At 42.9% G+C, this 23,768-nt stretch carries 31 protein-coding genes and 2 pseudogenes; 22 read left to right on the forward strand and 11 right to left on the reverse strand.

All coding sequences use genetic code 11. The annotated features are described in order from the left end of the window. Positions 1–2: 2 nt before the first annotated feature. The 3 genes from A5N84_RS12940 to cmoB are packed head-to-tail and all read left to right on the forward strand — an operon-like array spanning position 3 to position 1,683. Positions 3–134 (forward strand): hypothetical protein, encoded by a 132-nt coding sequence (locus A5N84_RS12940; RefSeq protein WP_269844335.1) that lies wholly within the window; start codon positions 3–5, stop codon positions 132–134. Then, positions 122–709: a methyltransferase domain-containing protein gene (locus A5N84_RS08270; protein ID WP_233120054.1), complete on the forward strand. Its 588-nt coding sequence runs from the start codon at positions 122–124 to the stop codon at positions 707–709. The genes A5N84_RS12940 and A5N84_RS08270 overlap by 13 nt, the downstream gene beginning before the upstream one ends. Then, positions 706–1,683 (forward strand): tRNA 5-methoxyuridine(34)/uridine 5-oxyacetic acid(34) synthase CmoB, encoded by a 978-nt coding sequence (cmoB, locus tag A5N84_RS08275; RefSeq protein WP_072281985.1) that lies wholly within the window; start codon positions 706–708, stop codon positions 1,681–1,683. The genes A5N84_RS08270 and cmoB overlap by 4 nt, the downstream gene beginning before the upstream one ends. Before the next feature lie 101 nt (positions 1,684–1,784). Here cmoB and A5N84_RS08280 read toward each other — a convergent pair whose 3' ends face one another. Together A5N84_RS08280 and A5N84_RS12150 are read right to left on the reverse strand one after the other, a co-directional pair. Further along, a complete protein-coding gene (locus A5N84_RS08280) occupies positions 1,785–2,597 on the reverse strand; it encodes a helicase-related protein (RefSeq protein WP_408633851.1) in 813 nt (270 codons plus the stop codon). Then, positions 2,589–3,148 (reverse strand): annotated as a pseudogene (locus A5N84_RS12150) (DEAD/DEAH box helicase); the annotation flags it as partial. The pseudogene A5N84_RS12150 and the gene A5N84_RS08280, both read right to left, overlap by 9 nt. A gap of 361 nt (positions 3,149–3,509) precedes the next feature. Here A5N84_RS12150 and thrC point away from each other — a divergent pair. Beyond that, positions 3,510–4,936: pseudogene (gene thrC / locus A5N84_RS08285) on the forward strand (threonine synthase). Between the two features lie 76 nt (positions 4,937–5,012). Here the strand turns inward: thrC and A5N84_RS13550 are convergent. From A5N84_RS13550 to A5N84_RS08295, 3 genes are read right to left on the reverse strand one after another with little or no spacing between them, the layout of a single operon-like run. Continuing rightward, positions 5,013–5,297, reverse strand: a complete 285-nt coding sequence (locus A5N84_RS13550) for a methylated-DNA--[protein]-cysteine S-methyltransferase (protein ID WP_198923890.1) — start codon at positions 5,295–5,297, stop codon at positions 5,013–5,015. Between the two features lie 39 nt (positions 5,298–5,336). Next, positions 5,337–5,525 (reverse strand): hypothetical protein, encoded by a 189-nt coding sequence (locus tag A5N84_RS10975; RefSeq protein WP_198923887.1) that lies wholly within the window; start codon positions 5,523–5,525, stop codon positions 5,337–5,339. A 49-nt stretch (positions 5,526–5,574) separates the two neighbouring features. Next, complete coding sequence (locus A5N84_RS08295; protein ID WP_072281986.1) at positions 5,575–7,161, reverse strand: BCCT family transporter; 1,587 nt, start codon at positions 7,159–7,161, stop codon at positions 5,575–5,577. A 166-nt stretch (positions 7,162–7,327) separates the two neighbouring features. On the opposite strand from A5N84_RS08295, the gene A5N84_RS08300 reads away from it, so the two are divergent. From A5N84_RS08300 to A5N84_RS08375, 17 genes are all read left to right on the forward strand, one after another. Further along, a complete protein-coding gene (locus tag A5N84_RS08300; protein ID WP_072282017.1) occupies positions 7,328–8,143 on the forward strand; it encodes a DEAD/DEAH box helicase family protein in 816 nt (271 codons plus the stop codon). A 31-nt stretch (positions 8,144–8,174) separates the two neighbouring features. Then, complete coding sequence (locus tag A5N84_RS08305; RefSeq protein ID WP_072281987.1) at positions 8,175–8,399, forward strand: hypothetical protein; 225 nt, start codon at positions 8,175–8,177, stop codon at positions 8,397–8,399. Continuing rightward, a complete protein-coding gene (locus tag A5N84_RS08310) occupies positions 8,399–8,821 on the forward strand; it encodes a polyhydroxyalkanoate synthesis regulator DNA-binding domain-containing protein (protein ID WP_072281988.1) in 423 nt (140 codons plus the stop codon). The genes A5N84_RS08305 and A5N84_RS08310 overlap by 1 nt, the downstream gene beginning before the upstream one ends. Positions 8,822–8,965: 144 nt before the next feature. Beyond that, the gene (gene speA, locus A5N84_RS08315) at positions 8,966–10,876 is read left to right on the forward strand and encodes a biosynthetic arginine decarboxylase (protein WP_072281989.1); all 1,911 of its coding nucleotides are present in this window, start codon (positions 8,966–8,968) and stop codon (positions 10,874–10,876) included. Between the two features lie 49 nt (positions 10,877–10,925). Next, the gene (locus A5N84_RS08320; protein WP_072281990.1) at positions 10,926–12,131 is read left to right on the forward strand and encodes a saccharopine dehydrogenase family protein; all 1,206 of its coding nucleotides are present in this window, start codon (positions 10,926–10,928) and stop codon (positions 12,129–12,131) included. Between the two features lie 55 nt (positions 12,132–12,186). Beyond that, entirely contained in the window at positions 12,187–13,350 is a 1,164-nt protein-coding gene (gene nspC, locus A5N84_RS08325; protein WP_072281991.1) for a carboxynorspermidine decarboxylase, read from the forward strand. Positions 13,351–13,359: 9 nt separating this feature from the next. Next, complete coding sequence (locus A5N84_RS08330) at positions 13,360–14,148, forward strand: metallophosphoesterase (RefSeq protein WP_072281992.1); 789 nt, start codon at positions 13,360–13,362, stop codon at positions 14,146–14,148. After that, positions 14,141–14,590, forward strand: coding sequence for an arginase family protein (locus A5N84_RS12945; protein ID WP_269844336.1), 450 nt, complete (start codon positions 14,141–14,143; stop codon positions 14,588–14,590). Before A5N84_RS08330 ends, A5N84_RS12945 begins: the two co-directional genes overlap by 8 nt. Further along, a complete protein-coding gene (locus A5N84_RS12950) occupies positions 14,587–15,018 on the forward strand; it encodes an arginase family protein (protein WP_269844337.1) in 432 nt (143 codons plus the stop codon). Before A5N84_RS12945 ends, A5N84_RS12950 begins: the two co-directional genes overlap by 4 nt. Then, positions 15,008–15,607, forward strand: coding sequence for a DUF1007 family protein (locus A5N84_RS08340; protein WP_072281993.1), 600 nt, complete (start codon positions 15,008–15,010; stop codon positions 15,605–15,607). Before A5N84_RS12950 ends, A5N84_RS08340 begins: the two co-directional genes overlap by 11 nt. Before the next feature lie 9 nt (positions 15,608–15,616). Next, on the forward strand, positions 15,617–16,066 hold the full coding sequence (locus A5N84_RS08345; protein ID WP_072281994.1) for a HoxN/HupN/NixA family nickel/cobalt transporter: 450 nt from the start codon (positions 15,617–15,619) through the stop codon (positions 16,064–16,066). 16 nt (positions 16,067–16,082) lie between these two features. Then, positions 16,083–16,538 carry a hypothetical protein gene (locus tag A5N84_RS08350; RefSeq protein ID WP_072281995.1) on the forward strand — a complete coding sequence of 152 codons (456 nt, stop codon included), beginning with the start codon at positions 16,083–16,085 and terminating at the stop codon, positions 16,536–16,538. 45 nt (positions 16,539–16,583) lie between these two features. Continuing rightward, positions 16,584–16,901, forward strand: coding sequence for an H-NS histone family protein (locus tag A5N84_RS08355; RefSeq protein ID WP_072281996.1), 318 nt, complete (start codon positions 16,584–16,586; stop codon positions 16,899–16,901). 9 nt (positions 16,902–16,910) lie between these two features. Continuing rightward, positions 16,911–17,318, forward strand: a complete 408-nt coding sequence (locus A5N84_RS08360) for an HIT family protein (protein ID WP_072281997.1) — start codon at positions 16,911–16,913, stop codon at positions 17,316–17,318. A 4-nt stretch (positions 17,319–17,322) separates the two neighbouring features. After that, positions 17,323–18,363 (forward strand): N-acetyl-gamma-glutamyl-phosphate reductase, encoded by a 1,041-nt coding sequence (gene argC, locus A5N84_RS08365; protein WP_072281998.1) that lies wholly within the window; start codon positions 17,323–17,325, stop codon positions 18,361–18,363. A gap of 19 nt (positions 18,364–18,382) precedes the next feature. Then, the gene (gene folD / locus A5N84_RS08370) at positions 18,383–19,252 is read left to right on the forward strand and encodes a bifunctional methylenetetrahydrofolate dehydrogenase/methenyltetrahydrofolate cyclohydrolase FolD (RefSeq protein ID WP_072281999.1); all 870 of its coding nucleotides are present in this window, start codon (positions 18,383–18,385) and stop codon (positions 19,250–19,252) included. Positions 19,253–19,318: 66 nt separating this feature from the next. Next, the gene (locus tag A5N84_RS08375) at positions 19,319–19,843 is read left to right on the forward strand and encodes a flavodoxin (protein ID WP_072282018.1); all 525 of its coding nucleotides are present in this window, start codon (positions 19,319–19,321) and stop codon (positions 19,841–19,843) included. Positions 19,844–19,914: 71 nt separating this feature from the next. Here A5N84_RS08375 and A5N84_RS08380 read toward each other — a convergent pair whose 3' ends face one another. The 3 genes from A5N84_RS08380 to A5N84_RS08390 form a co-directional block, all read right to left on the reverse strand. Further along, positions 19,915–20,730, reverse strand: coding sequence for an NUDIX hydrolase (locus tag A5N84_RS08380; protein ID WP_078055676.1), 816 nt, complete (start codon positions 20,728–20,730; stop codon positions 19,915–19,917). A gap of 68 nt (positions 20,731–20,798) precedes the next feature. Then, on the reverse strand, positions 20,799–21,272 hold the full coding sequence (locus tag A5N84_RS08385; protein WP_072282001.1) for a flavin reductase family protein: 474 nt from the start codon (positions 21,270–21,272) through the stop codon (positions 20,799–20,801). Positions 21,273–21,538: 266 nt separating this feature from the next. After that, complete coding sequence (locus tag A5N84_RS08390; RefSeq protein WP_072282002.1) at positions 21,539–21,928, reverse strand: nitrous oxide reductase accessory protein NosL; 390 nt, start codon at positions 21,926–21,928, stop codon at positions 21,539–21,541. A gap of 29 nt (positions 21,929–21,957) precedes the next feature. On the opposite strand from A5N84_RS08390, the gene A5N84_RS08395 reads away from it, so the two are divergent. Then, positions 21,958–22,161, forward strand: coding sequence for a hypothetical protein (locus A5N84_RS08395; RefSeq protein WP_072282003.1), 204 nt, complete (start codon positions 21,958–21,960; stop codon positions 22,159–22,161). 10 nt (positions 22,162–22,171) lie between these two features. Here A5N84_RS08395 and A5N84_RS10325 read toward each other — a convergent pair whose 3' ends face one another. The 3 genes from A5N84_RS10325 to A5N84_RS10330 form a co-directional block, all read right to left on the reverse strand. Next, positions 22,172–22,345: a hypothetical protein gene (locus A5N84_RS10325; RefSeq protein ID WP_158008690.1), complete on the reverse strand. Its 174-nt coding sequence runs from the start codon at positions 22,343–22,345 to the stop codon at positions 22,172–22,174. Positions 22,346–22,373: 28 nt separating this feature from the next. Beyond that, a complete protein-coding gene (locus A5N84_RS08400; protein WP_072282004.1) occupies positions 22,374–23,411 on the reverse strand; it encodes a phosphoribosyltransferase in 1,038 nt (345 codons plus the stop codon). After that, the coding region (locus A5N84_RS10330; RefSeq protein ID WP_233120059.1) for a hypothetical protein at positions 23,408–23,768 on the reverse strand (361 nt) is incomplete at its 5' end. The genes A5N84_RS10330 and A5N84_RS08400, both read right to left, overlap by 4 nt.

A 23,768-nucleotide genomic window follows, 5' to 3' on the forward strand; every position in this document is an offset into this window, starting at 1 on the left:
TGATGTTTGCGCATGATGATATTTTTGATAAACCTCGTCCGATGCTGGATTTTCGTTTTGATGAGAAGGTGGTGGCGGTTTTTGCGGATATGATTCATCGTTCAATTCCTCCTATGCGGCGATGTTACAATTAATTGGGGTGCAGGGCGGAAGTTGTGTGCCTGAGGGTGGGGTGGTTTATGATTTGGGCTGTTCGCTGGGGGGAGCGAGTTTTGCGTTGCAGCGTTTTATTCCGCCTTCAGCCTCTATTCATGCACTGGATTTGTCTGAGGCGATGATTGAGCGCTTGCAGGAATACGTCTCTCAGGAGGGGGTGGATAATATTTATCCTGCGGTTGCAGATGTGATGAGCGTTGCGCTACAACCATGTGATTTGGTTGTGATGAATTTTACGCTGCAATTTATTGCGCCACAGTGGCGTGAGGCGGTATTGGCTAAAATTTATCAGGCGCTAAAACCTAATGGTGTCTTGCTATTAGGGCAGAAGGTTTTGGCTGAAGATGAACGGGTGCGATTGTGGCATGAGGCGTTTAAGGCTTCTCAGGGTTATTCGCAGATGGCGATTGCGCAAAAACGTGAGTCGTTAGAGTCGGTGATGCAAACAGATAGTTTTGCCGTAGAGGAAGCGCGGTTGCATCAGGTAGGATTTGTGGATTGTTATCATTATTTTCGTGCGTTATCGTTTAATGGATGGGTGGCATATAAATGAATGCGGTTGAGGCGGTTTATGAGCAGTGGCAAAGACTTTGTGCCTTAAAATCAGATTTCAAACTAAAAGATGAGAGTGGGCGTGCAATTTTGGCAGAGCTATGCACTCGGCGGCATGGTCATTTTGATGCGTGGTTGACAGAGATTGCACAGTTGCCAATTTGGCAAGAAACGCAGGTGAATGTAGCAAAAAATTGCCCTGAGGTTATGGTGCAACAAGCACTATCTATGGCAGAAAAAGAATCTTTGCTAAAGGGATTAGAAGCATTAATGCCATGGCGCAAAGGTCCATTCTCTATTGCAGGAATACAGATTGATAGTGAATGGCGTAGCGATTTTAAATATCAACGATTGCTGGATTTAGGGGTAACGCTGGCAGGTCAACAGATTCTGGATGTGGGTACTGGAAATGGTTATTTTTTGTATCGTTTGCTTGGTAGTGGCGCGCATTTGGCGGTGGGAGTTGACCCCTCATGGCATTATTTTGCGCAATTTTTAGCGCTGCAACGCTATTTTGCACAAGAACGTGCAGTTTATTTACCAATGACACTGGATGACGCGTTATTAACAGATTTTGATATTACATTGTCGATGGGCGTGTTGTATCACCGCCGCGATCCTTTAGCGCATTTAGGGCAGTTACGTGAAACATTACGCGCAGATGGCCGTTTGATTTTAGAAACGCTAGTGGTAGAAGGAGATGAGCAAACGGTGTTTATGCCAAAAGAGCGTTATGCAGGAATGCGCAATGTGTGGTTTTTGCCATCTGTGGCGGCGCTTGGGCGATGGTTATCGCGTTTGGGTTTTGAAGTTGAAGCGCAAACCGAAGTGGTGCAAACAACTCCTTTAGAGCAACGTGCGACAAACTGGATGCAGCGGCAGTCGTTAAAAGATTTTATGCAAGCAGATGGGCAGTTAACAAAAGAAGGACTGCCTCCGCCAAAGCGAGTGATGATGGTGGCGCGCAAGCTTTAAGTGGATATTTTGCAGCGTGTTTTAAAGATGCGCTATAAATTAGATTACTAATTGTCCGTTCTAAATTTTTCTGTTGCTTTATAAAGCATAAAGCATATTTTTTAGTTGTCATGAGCACGTTTTTTTGCACTAACTTTGCGACGTCGGTTGCCACTGGCTTCATTATTGCCGTTATGGCTACGTTTATTAGCTGTGTTGCGTATATTTTTATGATTAGGATTTCTTTTTGTGTGGGGTTTATTAGAAATACGGCTTTCTCTTAGCTCTTGTATGGCCTCTTCACTAGGGGGAATTACATCTGCTAATAAAGTATCATCGAAATTTGCAACAGGAATTTTATCATCGAGATAATGCTCAATATCAGGCAAAGAATAAACGTATTCTTCACAGGAAAAACTAATAGCAGTTCCCGATGCGCCAGCACGCGCGGTGCGCCCGATGCGATGGACGTAATCTTCTGCCATTTGGGGAAGGTCGTAATTAAAAACGTGAGTAACTTCTGGGATATGCAAACCTCGCGCGGCAACGTCTGTCGCAACTAAAAGATTAATTTTACCCTCTAAAAAGGCTTTGATTACCTTTTCACGTTTATGTTGGGCAACATCGCTAGAAAGGGCGGCATTTTTGTAGCCGTTGGCGTCTAGAACGATGCTCAAACGCTCAAGATCGCGTTTGGTATTTAAAAAGATAATGGCGCGTTTAGGTTGTTCTTTCTCAAGTAAGCCGATAAGTAGAGGGGTTTTTTCATGTTTTGCAGTGTGATAAAGGCGTTGCTCAATATTATCAGCGGTGGCTTGTTCGCTCTCAATGTTTATGGTGATGGGAGCATTGAAATGTTCATAGGCGAGTTCTTGAACTTTTTGTGCCATTGTTGCGCTAAAAAGAAGATTCAGACGCTCATTTGCAGGAGGCATTTGTTTTAAAAGATAACGAACATCATCAATAAACCCTAGGTCAAACATGCGATCAGCTTCATCTAATACACAAACTTCAATATTTTTTAAGCGCAGGATTTTTTGTTTATAGAGGTCGATGATGCGCCAGGAGTGCCAATGATGATATCGATATTAGCGGCATTAAAAAGTTCTTTATGGTGCTCTATATTTACCCCGCCATAAACGGCAAGGCTGTTTAATCCTGTATATAGACCAATGCTGTCTGCATCTTTTTTAATTTGTATGGCTAGCTCGCGCGTGGGCGCAATAATAACTGCCCAAGGTCCTTTGGCTTTTGGATGGACGGGATGGCTCATTAAATAATGATAAAGAGAAATAAGAAAAGCAGCCGTTTTGCCTGTGCCTGTTTGCGCAAGTCCCATAACGTCGTGTCCGCTGAGTGTAAGCGGTAGGGCTTGTGCTTGTATTGGGGTGGCATGAGTGAGTTTGGCGTCTTCTAACGCTTCTAAAATCGCAGGGTGTATCTCAAGGTCGGTAAATGCGGTTGATGTAGTATGGTTTTGCGACATATCTGAGTAAATATCCTATCCATTTTTAAAAGGGAGATTATAACACTGGGCTATTCTAAATTAGAATACATGATTAATAATAATTCAAAATCAAATCATGCTGTTGCAAATTTTTATCGATAGTGTCGTTGGAATTAAAATTTTTATGCCATAATTTTTCATGCAAAAACAGTAGATTTTTATTTTAACCATCTGTTTTTATTTTAATAAAAAAATTTTGCTCTTAACTGAAGATTTGCTTTTAACATGATGTATAAAATATTGTTTTTCTAGGCGCAGTTAGGGTTATTTTGTATGATGGTGGGATAAGCGCTATTTGGGCGCGTTTGTTTTTACTAAATGAATAAGTTAAGGAGTTAAGATGCGCTATGTTTCTACACGCGGTGGTATGGAGCCTGTTTCTTTTTCGCAGGCGTTGTTGATGGGGTTGGCGCCTGATGGGGGCTTGTTAATACCTGAGCAGTTGCCAAAGTTAGATGAGCAGACGCTACGCGATTGGCAAAAATTGAGCTATCAGGAGCTGGCTTTGGCGATTATGTCGCTGTTTATTGATGATATTGATGCGCCAGATTTGCGCGCAATTATTGAGCGTAGTTATAGCGTTAATTCATTTGCTGATGAAGCGGTTACGCCAGTAACTCAATTGGAAGAGGACTTATTTTTACTGGAATTATCTAATGGGCCGTCTTTGGCTTTTAAAGATATTGCGATGCAGTTTTTAGGGGAGGCATTTGCCTATGTTTTAGCTAAACGTGGTGAGCGAATTAATATTTTGGGCGCAACTTCAGGGGATACGGGGTCAGCGGCGGAATATGCAATGCTTGGCAAGGATAATGTTAATGTGTTTATGCTTTCTCCGCATGAGCGAATGAGTGCTTTTCAGCAGGCGCAGATGTATAGCTTAAATGAACCTAATATTTTTAATATTGCCATTAAAGGGGTATTTGATGATTGTCAGGATTTGGTGAAAGCGGTTAATAGTGATGCGCAATTTAAGCAAAAATATCAAATTGGGGCGGTAAACTCGATTAACTGGGCAAGAGTGTTGGCGCAGACGGTGTATTACTTTAAGGCTTATTTTGCATTGGCGCAGGAGGTGGGTGAGCAAATTGATTTTTGTGTGCCTTCAGGAAATTTTGGCAATGTGTTTGCAGGTTATGTGGCAAAGTTGATGGGTTTGCCTATTGGTAAACTTTTGGTCGCTTGTAATGAAAATGATGTGTTGTATGAATTTTTTACCACAAAAACTTATCGCGTGCGTCCGAGTGCGCAGGTGGCAAAGACGTCCAGTCCATCTATGGATATTGGTAAAGCATCGAATTTTGAGCGCTATATGTATTACTTAGCCGATAAAGAGGGTAAGCAGGTGAGCGCTTGGTGGCAAGAGTTACAGCAAAAAGGCGAATTTAGTTTAGAGCCATCTTTGCGCAAAAGGTGGAGGATTCAGATTTTATTGCAGGACGTTCAACGCATGCAAATCGTATACAAACGATTGCTGAAATTGATGCAAAATATGGGCGTTTGATTGACCCGCATACCGCAGATGGTGTATTTGTTGCGCGTGAGTATCAAGCGCGTCAATCTCAAATAGGAGCGCAGGCTAATAAAATGGTTTGTTTGGAAACGGCGCTACCAGCTAAATTTGCTGAGACGGTGAGAGAGGCGGTTGGGCGTGAACCTGAGCGTCCATCGCGTTTTGCAGATATCGAAGCGCAGGAGCGTTTTTGTGAGGTGATGGAGGCAGATGTAGCGCAGTTAAAAAGCTATATTGTAAGTTGTTTAGAATAAAAAGTTGTTGATTATGCTTGTACCCCTAAGGCAATATTTGTTTTAGGGGTTTTTTTATGGAGATAAAAGCAACGATTTAAGAGGCGCAGTATTGTTGCTCAAGATTTAGGAGTTGCTCTTTGGTATTTATTCCGCCAGCAAAACCTTGCAGCTGTCCATTTTTAGCAATGATGCGATGACAAGGAATAATGATGGCAAGCGGATTGGCAGCAATAGCATTGGCAACAGCACGAATTGCATTGGGGCGCTCAATATTATAGGCAATTTGCTGATAATAACTGGTTTTCCCGTAGTCAATATGGCGTAGCGCTTGCCAGACTTGCTGTTGAAAAGCTGTGCCGATAGGGCGTATAGGTAAAATGAATTTATGACGTTTGCCAGTAAAATATTCCTCTAATTGCTATCTGACATGTTGTAAGAGCAGGGTATCTTGATTAATGATGCTTTGCTGTGCGCGCTCGCTTAAACGCTTGATAAAGGCGTTATGCTTAGGGCGATTGTGCCAATCACATAAACAAAGCTGATAGTTATATTCCCCTAATAGAAGTTCGCCCACAGGGGAGGTATAGGTTTGGGTATAAATAGACATTTTAAAATTAAGATGAGCTGGAGGTTACCAGCTCATCTTTTCTATGGGTTTAATTAGAGTTTTTCTCTTGTTGCTGTTTGAGTAGCTCGGCAGCAATTTTATCCACTTCATCTTGATTTGGGCGCTGTGTGGGCATTTGAATTGGAATAACCATATCTGCTTCAAATTTTAACACCTTGATAATCGCCATAAGCATGATGATTAGGATGATGGTGAAAGGTAGCCCTGCAACAATCGCGGCAGATTGTAAGCTTTTGAGTCCGCCGGAAGCCAATAGAGCCAAAGAAATTAAAGCAAGCAATACGCCCCAAAACATTTTGATTTTAAATTTAGGTTGTAACGACCCACCACTGCTCATGCTCGCCAAAATATAGGTGGCGGAATCGGCAGAGGTAATCAAAAATGTTGCAATTAAAATGATAGTTGCTGTTGAGGTGATTAGCGGTATAGGTAAAGCATGCAAAAATGCATACATCGCTTGGGTGTTATCTTGAGCAACAATTTGTGCGATTTGTCCACTTTCATATAAATCCATGAAGATGGCGCTGCCGCCAAAAGCTGCAATCCAAATAAAAGAAATCATTGGCGGGACAATCAATACGCCTATAACAAACTCTCTAATGGTACGCCCGCGCGAGATACGTGCGATGAAAGCGCCAATAAAAGGACTCCAAGAAATAACCCATGCCCAATAAAATACGGTCCATTTTTCAACCCAGTTTTGTTTGATTTGGTATGGGTCTAGACGTAGGCTGTATTCGATAAAGTGGCTGAGGTAGTCTCCAATGCCTGTTACAAATGCTTTGAAGATAACTGTGGTTGGTCCAAGAATAACGACAAAAACGGTCAATCCAAAGGCGATAAAGATATTTAGATTAGAGAGAAATTTGACGCCACGATGCAAGCCAGTGGTTGCAGAAATCATAAAAATAATAGCCAGCACAATGGTGATGATGATTTCAACCAAAGTATTTTTAGGGAGTCCAAACACTTGTGATAAACCACCATTAATTTGCAAAACGCCTAATCCTAGTGAAATGGCAATTCCGACAACTGTGGCGAAAATAGCTAAAATATCAATAAAATATCTTTTTTTAGCGCCATAGTCTTTACCAAAAACAGATTCGAGCGAAGTGGATATCAAGCCATCTTGTTTCATGCGAAATTGAAACAGACCGATAATTAAACCTGCAATGGCAAAAATTGACCACTGGGAAACGCCCCAATGGAAAAAGGTATAGCCCATAGCAAGGCGCGCGCTTTCTATAGATTGAGGCTCAATGCCAACCATGGGTGGGTTTAGATAATGGGTCATTGGTTCAGCGACGCCCCAAAAAACAATCCCCACGCCAAGACCTCCTGAAAATAACATGCCAATCCATGAGATGGTGTCAAATTCTGGTTCTTCATCAAAGCGCCCGAGTTTGAGTTTGCCGTAGCGTGTAAAGATAATCGCAATTAAAAAGACATCAAATACGAATACCGATAGCATAAATACCCAGCCAAATGTGCTTGCAACCCAATCATAGGTGCTGGCAGCAATGTTGCCAAAGGCGGTAGGGAAGAAAAATCCAATAATGGTAAAGGCAATAATCAATGCCGCAGATAAAGTGAGAACGGGGGAAAAAGATTTCATAGTATTGAAGGCATATTGAAAATAGCGTGCTAGTATACCCAAACATTGCCAATCTACAAAGATAGAATTTAGATAAAGCGCTTTTGTTATTTAACGTAAATACTTGTCTGTAATTGGTATAAAATAGCGCGTTTTTGTGTTGTTGTTTAGTCTAGTAGAGGGTGATATGGCAATTAAGCGGGTAACGTTATTAGGGACTTCTGGGGTAGGGAAAACTACTTTAAGTGCGTTGCTTTCGCGCGAGGGTTGGTATCATTACTCGGGGGATTATCGAATTGCAACGACGTATTTGGCAATGCCTATACAAGAATGGTTGATGGATTGCTTAAATCAAGCATGTTCGCAAATGGACACGAGTTTGGCAGAACTTTATCGCGCTCAGGCTGTCGCGTTGAAAGCTCAAGTCAGTATTGATAATTTAGCGGTTGTTTCTCAATTTATCGGCAAGTTAGGGCAAACAGGATATAGTGAGCGAGTCTTTCGCGCACGTCAGCAGTTGTTTCGTCGTGCTGAATTAAATGCGATGTTGGATGTGCCTTTGTTTATTGAGCGTGCGCAACGGTTAGGATACGACTATTTTATGAATGATGCAGGTGGTAGCGTGGGGGAATTAGATGAATCTGCACTGTTTGCGATGCTTCAAGCCAATACTTTAATTGTCTATATTCATGCTGAAGAGGAATTACAGCAGGAGTTGCTTACCCGCGCTTTAAATTATCCTAAGCCAATTTGTTATCATCCTGATTTTTTAGATGAAATGATAAAAGATTATGCGCAACGCCATCAACAAAAAGCTGATGAATTTGATAGCGATGATTTTATTCGATTTGTTATGCCAAAAATGATGGCGCATCGGCGTGCGCGCTATTTGCAATTAGCACAGCGCTATGGTGTGGTGGTTAATGCTAAAGAGTGTTGGCAGATAAGAGACCATCAGGATTTTCAGGAATTACTGTCTAAAGCGTTGGGAAATAAATCCTAATATGAATTTAACTTAGCAAAAGAGGAATGAGATGGGAAAAAGATTGGTATTAATAAGTATGGCAATGGTATTGGTTGGCTGTGGGGTAAATAATCAAACGCATAATTTATCTAAGGGTAATTGTCGCGAAATTGCCTGCGTGTCTGGACAATGTCAGCAAGCGCTTACAAATGAGAGTATGATTCAAACCCATTGTCAGGCAGTTGGAGGTGAGTTTGAATCAAAGAGATTAGAGAAAAAGAGGTTTTGGTTTTAATGTCACAGGCGCGACTGATAAAAAAATACCCTAATCGGCGTTTATATGATACCAGTGCAAGTTGTTATGTTAGTAATGATGATATTAAAGCGCTAATTCGTGCAGGGGAGCAAATTAATATTATTGATAGCAAAACAGGTGAGGATTTAACGCGTTATGTTTTGCTCACAATTATTGCTGAGGGTGAATTATCAGGCGCAACACCTATTTTTACGCAAAAAACTTTAGCCGATATTGCGCGTTTTGATGAGGCGTATTTAGCAGGAATTTTGGGGATTTATTTAGAGCAGGCGGTGGATTTTTTTATTGCTCATCAGGAAGTGTTTTACAAACAAATGCGCGATTTTTCAGGGGATGACCCATTAATTACAATTGCAAAGTTAATTCAAGCGCAAATCGATTGTTTGGAAAATTCTAATTAATCTTAATAATAAGTTGTCGCAATTATAGTGGGAGTTGTTAAAATACCGCGCGCTACAAATAGGTATAATGTCTCTTGAGTTGTGTGATTTTTATGGTTTGGGCGTTTTGCCTTGTGTTTATTTTTATTAAAAAGGAAAGCAACATTGAATAAAGACAATTGGTCAATTGCAGATGCAGATGAGTTATATCGTGTATCAGGTTGGGGGGCTGGTTTTTTTAAGCTAAATGAAGAAGGAAAATTAGTTGTTAGCATTGACACGCAGGATAAGCGTACAGTTGAGGTGGCGATTGTAGATTTAATTCATGGTATGGATATGCGCGGTAAGGCGTTGCCTGTGCTGCTGCGGGTGCAAAATTTATTAGAGCGCCAAATTTCTTTAATTAATGAGACTTTTGCAAAAGCTATTGAGGATTCAGGCTACCGTGGGCAATATCGCGGTGTTTTTCCCATTAAGGTGAATCAGCAAGCTTCTGTAATTGAGGATGTGGTGCGATTTGGTAAGCCGTATCAACATGGTTTAGAAGCAGGTTCTAAGGCGGAGTTGATGATTGCCTTGTCGATGTTACAAACCCCTGGTCCTTTGATTGTGTGCAATGGTTATAAAGACCGTGAGTTTGTTGAGTTGGGGCTTGGCATGTTGCGCTTAGGTTTTAAGGTGGTGTTTGTGATTGAAACGCCATCTGAGTTGCCGATTATTCTTGAGAGTTCGAAAGCGTTAGGCATTGAGCCGTTGATTGGTGTGCGCACCAAGTTGTTTTCTCATGTTTCTGGGCATTGGAATTCAACCAGTGGCGACCGTTCGGTGTTTGGCTTGAATGCAAAGCAGTTGGTGGATGTGGTTGATGGTTTAAAAGAAGCTAATATGTTGCATTGTTTGCAGTTTTTGCATTATCACTTGGGTTCGCAGATTCCTAATATTCGTGATATTCGTACTGGGGTGCGCGAGGCTTGCCGTTATTATGCAGAATTGGTGGGAGAAGGCGCGCCAATGCAATATTTAGACTTAGGCGGTGGTTTGGCGGTTGATTATGAAGGGACGCGCTCTAGCAGTATTCATAGCCGCAACTATGGCTTGCAAGAATATTGTGTGGATGTGGTAGAGACCATCCAAAGCGTATTAGATGAGGAGGGCATTGAGCATCCGACAATTGTCACTGAATCAGGGCGTGCAACTGTGGCTTATTCTTCAATGCTGTTATTTAATATTTTGGATGTTACTGGGTTTTCTGATGCCACTTTGCCGAAAATGGAAGGTGATGAAGACCACAATATTTTGCGCGAATTACGCTATACCTATGAGGCGCTTTCCCCAAAAACAGCGCAAGAGTGTTTTAACGATGCGGTGTATTATCGTGATGAGGCGCGTGATGCGTTTATGCGAGGGCAGATACCGCTAAGAATTCGTTCAAAAGTTGAGCAGATTTTTATGGTGATTATGGCGGCGGTGCGCACGATTGTACAAGAGTATCCCGATGCGATTTCAGAGCCTGAAATGCTTGAAAAAATGCTGTCTGATATTTATTACGCTAATTTTAGCGTGTTTCAATCTTTACCAGATGCATGGGCTATTGACCAAGTGTTTCCGCTTGTGCCTTTGCATCGCCATAATGAGCGCCCGAATCGAAATGCCATTATTGCTGACCTTACTTGTGATAGCGATGGGAAAATTGACCGTTTTGCACAGAAAAATGATGAATCACGCGTATTGCCATTACATGAGATTTTAGACAATGAAGACTATTATTTGGGGGTGTTTTTAGTAGGCGCTTATCAAGAAACCTTGGGAGATTTGCATAATTTATTAGGCGATACTCATGTGGTGTCGATTTATATTAATGAGGATGGCAGTGTGGATTATGTGCGTGAGGTTGAAGGCGATAGTGTGGCAGATGTTTTGAGTTATGTGGAATATCAACCGCAAAATCTTTTAGCACAATTTCGCCAAACTGCTGAGCAAGCGGTACGTAATGGCACAATTAGCGCTTCAGAGCGTCAGCATTTGGTAAATCAGTTTGATGCGGGTTTGCGCGGTTATACTTATTATGAGCAATAAAATTTGAATAAAAGCACAATTAAACCCATTATTTATTTAGGAGAATAATATGGCACATGTTTTAATTATTGGGGCAGGTGGTGTGGCTAATGTGGTGGCGCATAAATGTGCGCAAGCAAAAGAAGTATTTACGCAAATTACTCTTGCTAGTCGCACGGTCAGTAAATGCGTGCAAATTGCAAAAGCAGTTAAAGATAAATATGACGTAGAGATTAATACCGCTCAAGTCGATGCGGATAATGTTGGTGAAACAATAGAATTAATCCGCAAATATAAACCTGATTTGGTCATGAATATTGCTTTGCCTTATCAAGATTTAAATATTATGGATGCTTGTTTGCAAACAAATGTTGATTATTTAGATACGGCAAATTATGAACCACCAGAGCAAGCAAAGTTTGAATATAAATGGCAGTGGGCTTATCAAGAGCGTTTTAAAGAAGCAGGAATTATGGCGCTATTGGGTAGTGGTTTTGACCCAGGGGTAACGAATGTATTTACCGCTTATTTAAAAAAACATTGTTTAGATGAAATTCATGAATTAGATATTATTGATGCTAATGCAGGCGACCATGGATTGCCATTTGCTACAAATTTTAATCCTGAAATTAATATTCGTGAAATTACAGCTCAGGCAAAACATTGGGAGGAAGGCGATTGGCAAACAACTCCAGCATTAGCACAAAAGCGTGTATTTGACTTTCCAGCCGGCATTGGTGAAAAAAATATTTATATGATGTATCACGAGGAATTAGAATCTTTGGTTAAACATTTTCCTGAGATTAAGCGCGCGCGTTTTTGGATGACTTTTTCAGATAATTATTTAAATCATCTGAAGGTGTTAGAAAATGTAGGCATGACGAGTATTGAGCCGGTTGAATTTGAAGGCAAAGAGATTATTCCTATTCAATTTTTAAAGGCATTATTACCCGACCCTGCCTCATTAGGTGCGCGCACTAAAGGAAAAACGTGTATTGGTTGTGTGGCTAAAGGCATAAAAGATGGGGTTGAGAAGGTATTTTATATCTACAATATTTGCGACCACGAAGAGGCTTTTGCTGAGGTGGGTTCACAAGCAATTTCATATACGACTGGTGTGCCAGCAATGATTGGGGCAAAAATGATGCTGGAAAATAAATGGCGTGAGCAGGGCGTATTTAACATGGAACAGTTTGACCCTGACCCATTTTTAGAGGCATTGGCGCAATATGGATTGCCATGGCAGGTTGTTGAATTGGATAATGTTTCTTTATAACGATAGAGGCGGTAGAGCAGATGTATCTACCGCCTATTTTTATTAGGGGAAGAGCATGCAGGAGATTTTTTCTAAATTAGATTTATCCCGTCTACCAACGCCTTGTTATGTGGTGGATGAGGGGCTATTAGAGCGCAATTTGCAATTATTAAATCGGATGCAGCATGAAAGTGGCGCAAGGGTATTGCTGGCATTAAAAGGATTTGCAATGTTTCATTTTGCGCCTTTGATTGACCGTTATTTATCTGGGGTGTGTGCAAGTGGATTGCATGAGGCGAGTTTGGGGCGTGAATATTTTGGCGGTGAGGTGCATACGTTTTCTGCCGCTTTTCCACCTGAGGATATAGAGCAGGTGCTGGCGCTATCTGATCACGTTATTTTTAATTCTTTTTCGCAATTTGAGCGTTTTAAGGCTGAGATTAATCAGGCTAAAGCACAAAATCCGCATTTAGAAATTGGACTGCGGGTTAATCCACAACATTCTGAGGGAGCGGTGGCAATTTATGACCCTAGTTCGCCTTTTTCGCGGTTAGGCATTGTGCGTGAGCAATTTAAGACGCAGGCGCTAGAAGGCATTAGTGGGCTGCATTTTCATAATTTATGTGAGCAGGATGTCGAACCGCTGAAGCGGACGTTAGCGGCAATTGAGCGCCAGTTTGGAGATATTTTGCCACAGATGAGATGGGTAAATTTTGGCGGTGGGCATCATATTACGCGCAAAGGCTATCAAGTAGAGGCATTAATTAAGTTGATTCGTGATTTTGCTAAGCGTTGGCAAGTAGAGGTTATTATTGAGCCTGGTGAGGCAATCGCGTTAGGCACTGGGGTTTATGTAACGCGGGTATTGGATATTGTGGAAAATGGGATGCCAATTGCAATTGTTGATGGCTCGTGTACGGCGCATTTACCAGATGTTTTAGAAATGCCTTATCGTGCTGAATTGTTACATGCTGGGCAAGCAGGTGAGAAAGCTTATACTTATCGCATTGGTGGTTTGACGTGTTTGGCTGGAGATGTGATAGGGGATTATAGTTTTGCCCAACCTCTTGAGGTGGGGGAGCGTTTGGTGTTTTTAGATATGGCGCATTATACGATGGTCAAAACAACCACGTTTAATGGCGTAAAACTGCCAAGCATTGTTGCATATAACAGCGCAACTGGTGCACTGAAGGTGGTGCGTGAATTTGGTTATGAAGATTTTAAAATGCGGTTGTCATAAGGATTAGTCATGCGCATTGCAGTGCACAGCGATTTGCATACTGAGGTAAGCCAATGCACGCTAGATGGGCTATCGGCAGTGGATTTATTGATTTTGGCAGGCGATATTGGCGATGCGCGCTCGCTGGAGGTTTTTTTTACTACTTTAAGAGAACAAGCGCCTAAATTGCCAGTGATTTTTATACTGGGTAATCATGAGTTTTATACGCATGAATTTTTTGCCGCCAAGGTGATGTATCGTGAGATTTGCGCACGTTTTCAGGTGCAGATGTTAGATGATGAGTTTTTATATTTTAACGATGTGTTAATTATTGGCAGTGTGTTGTGGTCGGATTTTGCCTTGGCGGGTGAGCCTGAAATTTCTAAATCTTGGGCGCAAATGACCTTGCCAGATTTTAGATTTATTGGCTATCAGCAAGGGTTATTTGATGTAGATGCCATGCAGGCTGAACATCAGCGTTCAGTGCTATTTTTAGAAAAGGCGCTCAAAATGCTTGCGCGGCATAAATTGGTAGTGAGTCATTTTTTGCCCAGCGCTTTATTGGTTGCACAGAAACATCGTTTGGCAAAAGATGGTTTGGTGCGCAGTGCGTATTGGACAAGCCATTTGCCTAAGTTGTACGCGCAAGCCGATACGTGGATTTATGGACATAGCCACGACAACATTATGCTAAGCGATGCTGGATGTCGTTTTATAAGCAATCAACGAGGATATAGTCGTGTGGTTAATCAGGCTTCAGCGCCAAATTACCAACGCGATTTTGCCTTTAATTTGGATTTGGAGAATGAAAATGAATGAGATTTTTTTAGGCTCAGAAATTACGCAACCTGAGGAGAAAGAAGCATTTTTCCATGTTATTCCTGTGCCTTATGAGCGCTCTGTGAGCTATGGCGGTGGGACGAATAAAGGACCACAAGGCATTATTGATGCCTCACAGCAATTAGAGACGACCGATGGAATCAGTGAACCTTGTAAAAGTGGCATTTATACGCATGCAGCGCTTGATTGTCAGGGGGAGGCAGAGGCGGTATTGGCAAGAATACGGACGCTTAATGCGCAGATTGCTGGGCGTGGACAGTTGCCCATTGTGCTAGGCGGTGAGCATACGGTGAGCTATGGCGCGGTGATGGGTGTGGCGGATGTTTATGCTGATGAGCCATTGGGAATTATTCAGTTTGATGCACACGCGGATTTGCGCGATAGCTATGAAGCAGTCCGTGGAGTCATGCTAGTGTTATGAAGCGCTTGGTAGATGCTGGAATGCATTTATTTCAGCTGGGGGTGCGGGCTATGAGTGTAGAAGAGCAGGCGGTACGCGATGCGCACCCTGAACGCATTCATTATTTAGATGCGCGTCAAATTTGTAAGGTGCAACCTGTGCATGATTTCCAATTGCCTGAAAATTTCCCCAAAAAGGTTTATATCACGGTGGATGTGGATGGTTTGGATGGCGCTATTATGCCTGCAACGGGAACGCCTGTTCCAGGGGGATTATCGTTTTGGCAGTTGATTGATTTGTTGGAGGCGGTAACGCGCCAACGTGAGGTGGTGGGCATGGATGTGGTGGAGTTCGCGCCAATTGATGGCTTTCATGTCTATGATTACACGGCAGCAGAGGTTGTTTATAAAATGATGGGTTTGGTCGATAGAGCGCGCAATGGTGGTTAGGATTTGCTTGTTCTTTATAGTTTTTTTTACAGTGCGAGCATGGGCGCATCCGCATGATTATGTGATGCTAAGCGTTGAGCCTGTGGTGAATGAGGGGCGTGAGATTGTAGCGTTAAAAGAGCGCTGGTTGTTTACGCCTTTTTCGGCTCAATCCATTTTAGAGCCTGTGTTGAAATTGTCAGGCTACGAGGCGCAAAAACAGGCTTTTGCCGAGGTCAGCGATGAAATGCAAACACGCTTACAAGGACAGAATTTTTATACTTTTCCTGAGGATTTGTTTGCTGATGCGGTAGAGGATTTTGCCCTAGAGGTCGATGAGAGGGGGGATTTGTGGTTGAGTTTTACGCTAAAGGTCGAAGCGCCGAGTCAGGCGTTAGTCTATCAAATTTATGAGCCAACTTATTGGGTGGCGATGCTTTATGACGAGCAACAGAGCCATCAGTGGAGAAATGGCTGTCAGATGCTCATTGAGCAAGCCAATCCAACAGAGGCGGATTTTTTGCAGGCGTCGATGTTAGATATTAATGCGCGCGGGGCAGAGAATTTGGGCGCGGTGTTTGCTGATACGGCGCGGCTAGATTGTTCTTAGGGAGAAGATGTGAATCGTTTGTTGATAAACCATACTCAGATGAAATATGCACTACTTGCGCTCGGAATCGGTTTGGCGCTTTGGGTGGGGTTATATGAGTTAGGGCGCTTGGAGATTGGGCTTTGGCTTTTAAAGATGCAACATTGGCAGATTCAATGGCAACGCGCACTCACTGATGCGGTTAGTGCATTGCGTGAGGATTCTGCGCCTTGGCAGGCATGGTTGGGAGTGTTGGGAGCAGGATTTTTATATGGTTTATTGCACGCCATAGGCCCTGGGCATGGTAAGGCGGTGATTGGTACTTTTGTCCTAACGCAACCGCAGCAGTATCGCTCAACGTTAATTCTAAGTGTGGGCGGGGCGCTGTTGCAGGGCGTAAGTGCGATTGTTTGGGTGGGGGTGAGTTTGCGCTGTTGGGATGGTGGATTAAAGATAGTGTGGCGCAGGTGCTGTGGTTAAATCGCTTGGCGTATGCATGGTGATGGTGTTAGGAGCATGGATTGTGTGGCGGCAGGGGCGCGTACTTTTTGGACGGGCGCATGGTTGTGGCTGTGGGCATCATCATTGCGCGCATATTGATGTAGATAATGAGGGACGCGATGGGCAGGTAGCGCGTGTGTTGGCGTTGTTAAGTATTGGATTGCGTCCTTGCAGTGGCGCGGTTCTGACTTTGGCTGTGGCATGGAGTTGGGGGATGGCTTGGGTTGGTGTGGCGACGGTGATGATGATGGCGTGTGGGACGGCGTGTGCGATTGCGCTGATGGCGCTGTTGTTAACTTATGCCAAACAAAATGTATTGCAACCGCTGAGATTGCCAAAGGCGGTGCGCTATTTGGCGCTTATTGGGGGTGTGTTATTAATGGGATTTGCTGCGTTGATGTGGCAAAGTGATTGGGCGGTAGTGCAGGACGCACAACCACGCCCTTTTTGATAGATGGTGATATTTTTAATTTTATTTTTAAATAAGGAGCTAATAATGGAAGGGATTTTAAAACAAATTGAAGCGCTTAATGATGCACAATTTACCGCACTGTTAGAGGAAATTGAGCAGTTGCGCCAAAAACGCGTGGATTTAATTATTGCAGAAGCGCAACGCAAGTTATTGCAATTAGGCGATGCGTCGGAATTATCTTTTACCCAAGGAAAATCAAAGCGCAAAACTAAATTACCAAAACCTGCGAAATACCGTAATCCGAATAATCCTGCTGAGGAGTGGAGTGGCTTTGGGCGCAAACCTGATTGGTTTAAGGCGCATTTGGCCTCGGGTGGTCATGAAGATGATTTGTTAATTTAGGGTTGAGTTATGACGATTTTTCAAAAGATTTTGGACGGCGATATTGAAAGCGCAAAAATTTATGAAGATGAGCTGATTTATGTATTTATGGATGCTTTTCCTCAATCACGCGGGCATGCGCTGATTATTCCAAAACAAGCTGAGCGTGATTTATTTACGATGCCAGTAAAAACTTTGGCGCATATTATTGAATTCAGTCAACGTCTTGCTAAGGCGCAGATGCAGGCACTCAGTGCCGATGGAATTCGTGTGATGCAGTTTAATGGAGAGGCAGCTGGGCAAAGTGTGTTTCACTATCATATGCATTTAATACCGATGTGGCATGAGCAGGATTTGGAGGCGCATGGTGATCAATCCGTAGCGCTGGAGCAATTGCAAGATATTGCCAAGAAGATTTCTGCGGCGTTAGAGGCTTAAAACTATGACGATTAAGGTGGGAATCGTTGGTGCAACGGGCTATACAGGCGCAGAGTTGTTGCGTCTTTTAAGCTTGCATGAAGCGGTAGAGGTGGTTTGGGTGGGCTCGCGCAAAGAGGTTGGGGTTGCTGTGAGTGATTACTTTGAAAATTTGCGGGGGCGCTGTGCGTTGCGCTTTAGCGATTATGACACACAGGCATTATTGCAATGTGAGGTGGTGTTTTTTGCAACGCCACACGTGGTTTGTATGCAACAAGCGCCTTTTTTGCTTGAAAATGGGGTGAAGGTTATTGATTTATCTGCTGATTTTCGCCTTAAAAAAGCTGAGCTTTTCACTAAGTGGTATGGCGTAGAACATGTGGCACAGGAGTGGTTGGCTGAGGCGGTCTATGGTTTGCCTGAGCTTAATCGTGAGGCGATTAAGCATGCGCGTTTGGTAGCAGCTGCTGGTTGTTATCCAACAGCAGTACAGCTGGGGTTTAAACCGTTGCTTGAGGCTGGGTTGGTAGAGACTGGGCGCTTGATTGCAGATGTGAAATCTGGAGTCTCTGGCGCAGGACGTGAGGCTAAGGTGGCGAATTTGTTTAGTGAGGTAAGCGATAATTTCAAGGCTTATGCGCTCACAGGGCATCGCCATCAACCTGAAATTGAGCAACAACTGTCGCTTTTGGCTAAACAGGCGGTGAGTTGTACGTTTGTACCGCATTTGTTGCCGATGATTCGTGGAATTGAGGCGACGCTTTATGCACCATTGTTAGAGGCGCTATCGCTTGAGAGATTGCAGTTGTTATATGAGCAGTGCTATCAATCGGAGTATTTTGTAGATGTAATGCCGTTAGGTTCGCATCCGCAAACGCGCACAGTGCGAGGGAGTAATTTTGTGCGCATGGCGGTTCATCAATCGCAAAATCAGGCTTTGGCGGTGGTGTCTGTGGTGGAGGATAATTTGCTTAAGGGTGCTGCTGGTCAGGCGGTGCAATGTATGAATTTGATGTTTGGGCTTGAGGAAACCTTGGGGCTTACGCAGATGGCGTATTTACCATGACGGGATTTTGGGAGGACAAATGACAGCAAAGAGTATTGATGGGAAAGCATTTGCGCAAAAGATTGTAGAAGCGTTACGCGTTGAAGTGGCTAAATTTCACGCGCAATCAGGGGTTAAGCCTGCTTTGGCTGTGATTTTGGTAGGAGAGGATGCCGCCAGTCAGGTTTATGTGCGCAATAAGGGCAAAAAAGCGGTTGAGGCGGGATTTGAGAGTTTAGAGTTTCGCTTGGATGCAGCGGTTAGTGAGCAGGCGTTGCTTGATAAGATTAGTGCGCTTAATAATGATGAGGCGGTGCATGGGATTTTGGTGCAATTGCCACTGCCTGAGCATATAGACAGCGATAAGGTGTTAAATCATATTGCTCCTGAAAAAGATGTTGATGGGTTTCATCCTGTCAATATAGGACGTCTATGGTCGGGGAATCCTGTTTCTATTCCTTGTACGCCATTAGGATGTTCTTTGATTTTAAAAGATTATTTTGGCGATTTGTCAGGTAAGCAGGCGGTGGTGGTTGGGCGTAGTAATATTGTAGGTAAACCGATGGCGGCGCTATTGCTGCAAATGAATGCGACGGTTTGTATCGCGCATTCAAAAACAGCAGATTTGCCAGCGCTATTAGCTCAGGCGGATATTGTAGTGGCAGCGGTTGGACAAGCGAATTTTATTCGTGGTGAGTGGTTAAAAGCAGATGCTGTGGTGCTTGATGTAGGGATTAACCGCATTACGGATGAAGATGGGCAAACAAAGCTGGTTGGGGATGTGGATTTTATCAGCGCTCGGGAAAAGGTGGCGGCAATTACTCCTGTCCCTGGCGGTATTGGTCCAATGACGATTGCTTGTTTGTTGAAAAATACTTTAGCTTGCGCGAGAAAAATTCAAGGTCTTTAGTGGCTTAGCTTTAAGCCTTAAGGCTTTATAATGGCTCTATTTATATTTGAAGATAAGGGAAAAGAGATGAATCAAGAGATTGGATTATTTTATGGTAGCACCACAGGGATGACGGAAGATGTGGCGTTTAGCATTGAGCGCATTGCGCAGGAAAAACACGGCATTACCCTAACCCCTATCAATATTATTGATTTAGATAACCCAAATGATATGTTTGCCTATAATCGTTTGATTTTGGGGATACCAACTTGGAACTATGGCGAGTATCAAGATGATTGGGAAATTGTAGTAGAGCAAATTTCTAATGCAGATTTAAAGGGAAAGGTGATTGCGATGTTTGGCTTGGGCGACCAAGTGGGTTATCCAGAATATTATTTAGACGCTATGGGGATGTTAGCTGACCAGTTGCGCGCACAAGGTGCATCCTTTATTGGACAGTGGTCTATTGAAGGGTATAACTTTGAATCTTCTAAGGCATTGCAAGGTCAGCATTTTATTGGTTTGGCTTTAGATGAGGATAGTGAACCAGAAAAAACCTCTGAGCGCTTGGAGCAATGGTTAGCACAGGTGTTGCCACAGTTAATGGCATAATAAGTACACAGTTAGGTTGCTTTCTTAATTAAAGTGCGTGTTGTGCTATTTTTATGATGAGAATACGCGCTTTAGTTAAATGTAGCAATCCAAGCGTTTAGAAGATTATCGCGCGGATTAAGGTTGCTGCAAATATATTGATAATCAGGATGTTTGGCGCTTAAGTAACCCAGTCGCACTAGAGAATCAATAATTACTAGTGCGGCATTGAATTTTATGCGCTCTGGTTTATGCAAAATCTCAATAATCTCCTCAATAGGCAGGCAGAGAAATTCTGCGACTTCGCCATCTTGATTTTGTGGGGTGAATGCTTCAGGTAGCCAAAGGTCGTAGTTAAAGGTGATATCAGCGCGAATGCCAATATCAGTTTGATGAAGATAACTCACGATGCTCACAGCTTTGGCTTGTTGCGCTAGAGTAGCTGGTATCCCTGCTTCTTCTTGGCTTTCTTTGAGTAAATTATCAAATACGGATATTCCATAAGGAAGACCGCCTGCAGCAATTTGGTCAAGTTGGTTGGGGTGGGTGCTTTTATTGGCGGCTCGTTTACCAAGCCACATATGAATTTTACCATTGCGCAGGGTCAGTCCGTTTAAATGAATACCATATCCACAGATGCCAAGATAGGGGAGCGCGGCACGTTCAATAAGGGCGTGAGGAGGGGCGTGAAGATGTTGCGCTAGGGCAAAAGGTTCATCACGCCATCCAGCAAGATGCCCATCTTGCGCCATGCGACTAAATATTTGATGCAGCTGCTGGCTATTGGCTGTGAAATCTTGTAAATCATGCCAGATAACGCCTTGCGCAGTCCTTTCAAGCGCTAAACCATAGTGTTGTAGGCGTGGGATATTTGTTTTTTGAATCAGCCCTATGGGTTCTTGTCTTATCCATAAGGAAGATAATCATTTAAATTAGCGTTGTTGGCGCGTGCGATATATTGACAGTAGGGCATGGATTAATCGTTTAAGCTAAAAAGTTGGCTTTGATGATAGAGCAGGGGCTTTAATTCGCGATTAAGATGGCTGGTTTGTACTTCTGCAATGAAAATATCGTGGTCGCCTTGGGTAATGCGGTCGCGGACGCGCACAGTTAAGCTGACTAAAGTACTATTTAGCGTGGGGATATTGTGAGGATTGTCGCGATTGATGAAAGATTCCAATCCTTGGCGATTTGCTCCTGCAAATTGGTAGGCAAGATCTTTTTGCTTATCAGAAAGAATATTAACGCCAAAGTGGCTTTGCTCACACATTAGCGGATAGGCGTAGGCGTTTCGGTCAATACAAAATAATACTAAGGGCGGATTAAGTGAGAGAGAAGCAAAGGCGCTTACGGTAATGCCATCGATAGGGTTATCACCTTGCCAAGTAATAACGGTAATACCGCTAGCAAATAGGCTCATGCTTTGTTTAAAAAGGGCTGAATCAATCATGGATTTACTCCTAAAGTAGATATGGATAAATGCAGGCTATTTTGCCAAACCTCTTTAGCGCTATGAGATTTATTGCGCTGTACTCAAATTACGCGATAGAAGTTTTGAGGCTTGGTATTAGATGAATGCTAATAATAAAAGTTTGGCATCATACCAAATCTGAAAAATTTCATAAGCAAAGAGCATATAAAATTAAAGTGAACGTAATTTTAGAAAACCTTCTAAAAAGCGTTTGCAGTAAATTAAGCGTCAATGATTGGATATTATCAGGGCTGAGTTAAGCGCTCTAGTGTAATCTCTTGAAAGCGGTAGATTGAGTTAAAGGGAGGAGATAATGCCTCTTTTGCTTCTTGCTGGGTTTGATAAGCTGACCATGTTGAGGCAGGATTATTAGAAGGCTGTTGTATAAACCATGCCTCTTCAACTTTAATCCACTGTAGCGGTTCAATAGGATTACTATCTGCATTGCTAAGTGTTACATAAGCAATCATTGGTTGTGTGGCGGTTTCTGGTAATTTTAGATACATCAGAGTATTAGAAATGCTTTCAAACCATCTAATCTCATGGGTGTTTTTAATAAAAATTTGCTCTTTTGTCCCTTTTTGTTCTACTACGTTCATTTGTGAAAATTCGTCAGTTGTAGATGAAGCGCACATTACCTAAAAATCGCCAAAGGGGTTTGCCCTTGGACGAAGCACGCCAAAGCTTCAAAAGCCATTTTGCGCGCTTGGTGAATATGGACAAGTCGCGCCTAGATGACGACGAGAAAAAGATTATTGATGCACGTAAATCAATGATTAGCACCGCACAAAAGCTTTATATGGCTCGCCAAGCAAACACACTTGGTGTTGATATTGGTCAAAACAAAAAGCAGTCTCTCAAACACTGATAATCCAGTATTACCGGCTTAAATTCTTCTTTGATAGGTTCTGCTCTTCCTCGATCAGCTGCTGGCGCATCCATTTGGACGCCTGCTGCAAGTCTTGCCTGAGCGATTCGATTTCGGATGGAGTTAACATCAGTGGCGGCAAAGGCGTGTCTGACTTTGGATTGTGTGATTTTTTCGATTCCATTCTAGTTTGCCGTTTCCGGACTGGGTAATTACCTTGATAAGGAGCGCTTAGGCTCGCGGATCTTTGCTAATGGTTCTTTGGTGCTATAGGTTATTGTGGGCTTATCTCCAATCTTGGGAATATTGGGCAAATCTTCTTTTTTATGGGCTTGGAAATAGCGGCTGCCATCATTGACTTGTTGAATAATGAAATCATCAGTCTCAGCTACGATTAAACCGCGACAAGGCGCGGTTCTTCTCTCTGTTCTAATTATAGCTTTGGGATGATGATTCTCTTGAAGAGACTTTGTTATGCGGGCAAGCGAAATCGCTTTTTGTTCTTCGGGAGTGGCTGCTCCTTCATCCAACTGGATGCCGCCCACATATTTTGCTTGAGTGATTCGAGTTCTGAGGCTGTGAGCATTCGGGATTGATCGAACGTGCTCTGCTTCTGAGTGGGTGAGTTCACTGATGCCATAACCAAATTCCTTGTTCCAATATTCTTCTATATCGTTACCATGCTTGGAGCGTATATTGTCCAAAATTTCTTTACTTGGCGCAAGTTGCAATGAGCGTTGCTGAGCGCACATGACCATCATACCGATGGTTTGGCCTCCATTATTATTGATATGCCCACGTAATGCCGCAAGTGTGCCGCCCATCGTGAGAGTGTCATCAATCAGAATATATTTACACGGCTCGACCTTTCCCTCGAACACCGGTTGAAAGACTAATCTACTATCAGCATTTTTATTTGTCCGCCCAACGTGGTTTACCTGGAATATGGCGTCTGAAACATTCAAGCCGGTTTGTTTCGAAAGAAGTCTTGCTATAGCTAAAGGAATTTTATTTTTCCCAAGAGATTCCTGAGCTAGTACCGGAACAAGCAGTGTATTCTGATCAGGCTTAAAAGTATTAAGCATTGCTTCAATGGTTTCATCTTTCAGAATATTGCTTACAAGCGCCCATGCTGCATTTTCGTCCCCTGATTTTGCAGCCTGATACTCAGCTTCCTTGTCCAGTTCTCCCAATGCGCCATTGGTTATAGCATTGGGAAATTCTCCCCAAGGTGCACGTCCTGATTTCATTTCTCCAACCTAGCTATGAGTTCTTGCATGTCGTGATTGAATCCAAGATTATTGTCAAAGGTGACAATTTTAACGTAATGTGACGATGAATCTACACCACCATTTTCAACCCAATAATCTATCCGGGTATTTTCAAAGCTGATCGGTTTTAATTCTGCTTCGGTTATTAACCCATCAGATAGTCTCGCAAACTCATATGAGCTAAGACTGATAATGTATTGGGAAATGATCTTGCCTGCTTCACTCAATGCTTTGTCATAATCATTGGTGATGTATTCAATATGGTGGCTAAAATTAACCGTTCCGGAGATGACGAAGTAATAAGCCCCTTCATAATTGTTCAATGTGTCGGAAAGA

The sequence above is a fragment of the Rappaport israeli genome (genome assembly GCF_001888055.1).
Classification (GTDB): domain Bacteria; phylum Pseudomonadota; class Gammaproteobacteria; order Cardiobacteriales; family Cardiobacteriaceae; genus Rappaport; species Rappaport israeli.

Bases quoted from the DNA above. Each gene is read 5' to 3' on its own strand.
- A5N84_RS12940 (WP_269844335.1), top strand. From the start codon at position 3: ATGTTTGCGCATGATGATATTTTTGATAAACCTCGTCCGATGCTGGAT.
- A5N84_RS08270 (WP_233120054.1), top strand. From the start codon at position 122: ATGTTACAATTAATTGGGGTGCAGGGCGGAAGTTGTGTGCCTGAGGGT.
- cmoB (WP_072281985.1), top strand. From the start codon at position 706: ATGAATGCGGTTGAGGCGGTTTATGAGCAGTGGCAAAGACTTTGTGCC.
- A5N84_RS08280 (WP_408633851.1), bottom strand. From the start codon at position 2,597: ATGCCTCCTGCAAATGAGCGTCTGAATCTTCTTTTTAGCGCAACAATG.
- A5N84_RS10975 (WP_198923887.1), bottom strand. From the start codon at position 5,525: ATGTCTATTTATACCCAAACCTATACCTCCCCTGTGGGCGAACTTCTA.
- A5N84_RS08295 (WP_072281986.1), bottom strand. From the start codon at position 7,161: ATGAAATCTTTTTCCCCCGTTCTCACTTTATCTGCGGCATTGATTATT.
- A5N84_RS08300 (WP_072282017.1), top strand. From the start codon at position 7,328: ATGGCAATTAAGCGGGTAACGTTATTAGGGACTTCTGGGGTAGGGAAA.
- A5N84_RS08305 (WP_072281987.1), top strand. From the start codon at position 8,175: ATGGGAAAAAGATTGGTATTAATAAGTATGGCAATGGTATTGGTTGGC.
- A5N84_RS08310 (WP_072281988.1), top strand. From the start codon at position 8,399: ATGTCACAGGCGCGACTGATAAAAAAATACCCTAATCGGCGTTTATAT.
- A5N84_RS08320 (WP_072281990.1), top strand. From the start codon at position 10,926: ATGGCACATGTTTTAATTATTGGGGCAGGTGGTGTGGCTAATGTGGTG.
- nspC (WP_072281991.1), top strand. From the start codon at position 12,187: ATGCAGGAGATTTTTTCTAAATTAGATTTATCCCGTCTACCAACGCCT.
- A5N84_RS08330 (WP_072281992.1), top strand. From the start codon at position 13,360: ATGCGCATTGCAGTGCACAGCGATTTGCATACTGAGGTAAGCCAATGC.
- A5N84_RS12945 (WP_269844336.1), top strand. From the start codon at position 14,141: ATGAATGAGATTTTTTTAGGCTCAGAAATTACGCAACCTGAGGAGAAA.
- A5N84_RS12950 (WP_269844337.1), top strand. From the start codon at position 14,587: ATGAAGCGCTTGGTAGATGCTGGAATGCATTTATTTCAGCTGGGGGTG.
- A5N84_RS08340 (WP_072281993.1), top strand. From the start codon at position 15,008: ATGGTGGTTAGGATTTGCTTGTTCTTTATAGTTTTTTTTACAGTGCGA.
- A5N84_RS08350 (WP_072281995.1), top strand. From the start codon at position 16,083: ATGGTGATGGTGTTAGGAGCATGGATTGTGTGGCGGCAGGGGCGCGTA.
- A5N84_RS08355 (WP_072281996.1), top strand. From the start codon at position 16,584: ATGGAAGGGATTTTAAAACAAATTGAAGCGCTTAATGATGCACAATTT.
- A5N84_RS08360 (WP_072281997.1), top strand. From the start codon at position 16,911: ATGACGATTTTTCAAAAGATTTTGGACGGCGATATTGAAAGCGCAAAA.
- argC (WP_072281998.1), top strand. From the start codon at position 17,323: ATGACGATTAAGGTGGGAATCGTTGGTGCAACGGGCTATACAGGCGCA.
- folD (WP_072281999.1), top strand. From the start codon at position 18,383: ATGACAGCAAAGAGTATTGATGGGAAAGCATTTGCGCAAAAGATTGTA.
- A5N84_RS08375 (WP_072282018.1), top strand. From the start codon at position 19,319: ATGAATCAAGAGATTGGATTATTTTATGGTAGCACCACAGGGATGACG.
- A5N84_RS08385 (WP_072282001.1), bottom strand. From the start codon at position 21,272: ATGATTGATTCAGCCCTTTTTAAACAAAGCATGAGCCTATTTGCTAGC.
- A5N84_RS08390 (WP_072282002.1), bottom strand. From the start codon at position 21,928: ATGTGCGCTTCATCTACAACTGACGAATTTTCACAAATGAACGTAGTA.
- A5N84_RS10325 (WP_158008690.1), bottom strand. From the start codon at position 22,345: ATGGAATCGAAAAAATCACACAATCCAAAGTCAGACACGCCTTTGCCG.
- A5N84_RS08400 (WP_072282004.1), bottom strand. From the start codon at position 23,411: ATGAAATCAGGACGTGCACCTTGGGGAGAATTTCCCAATGCTATAACC.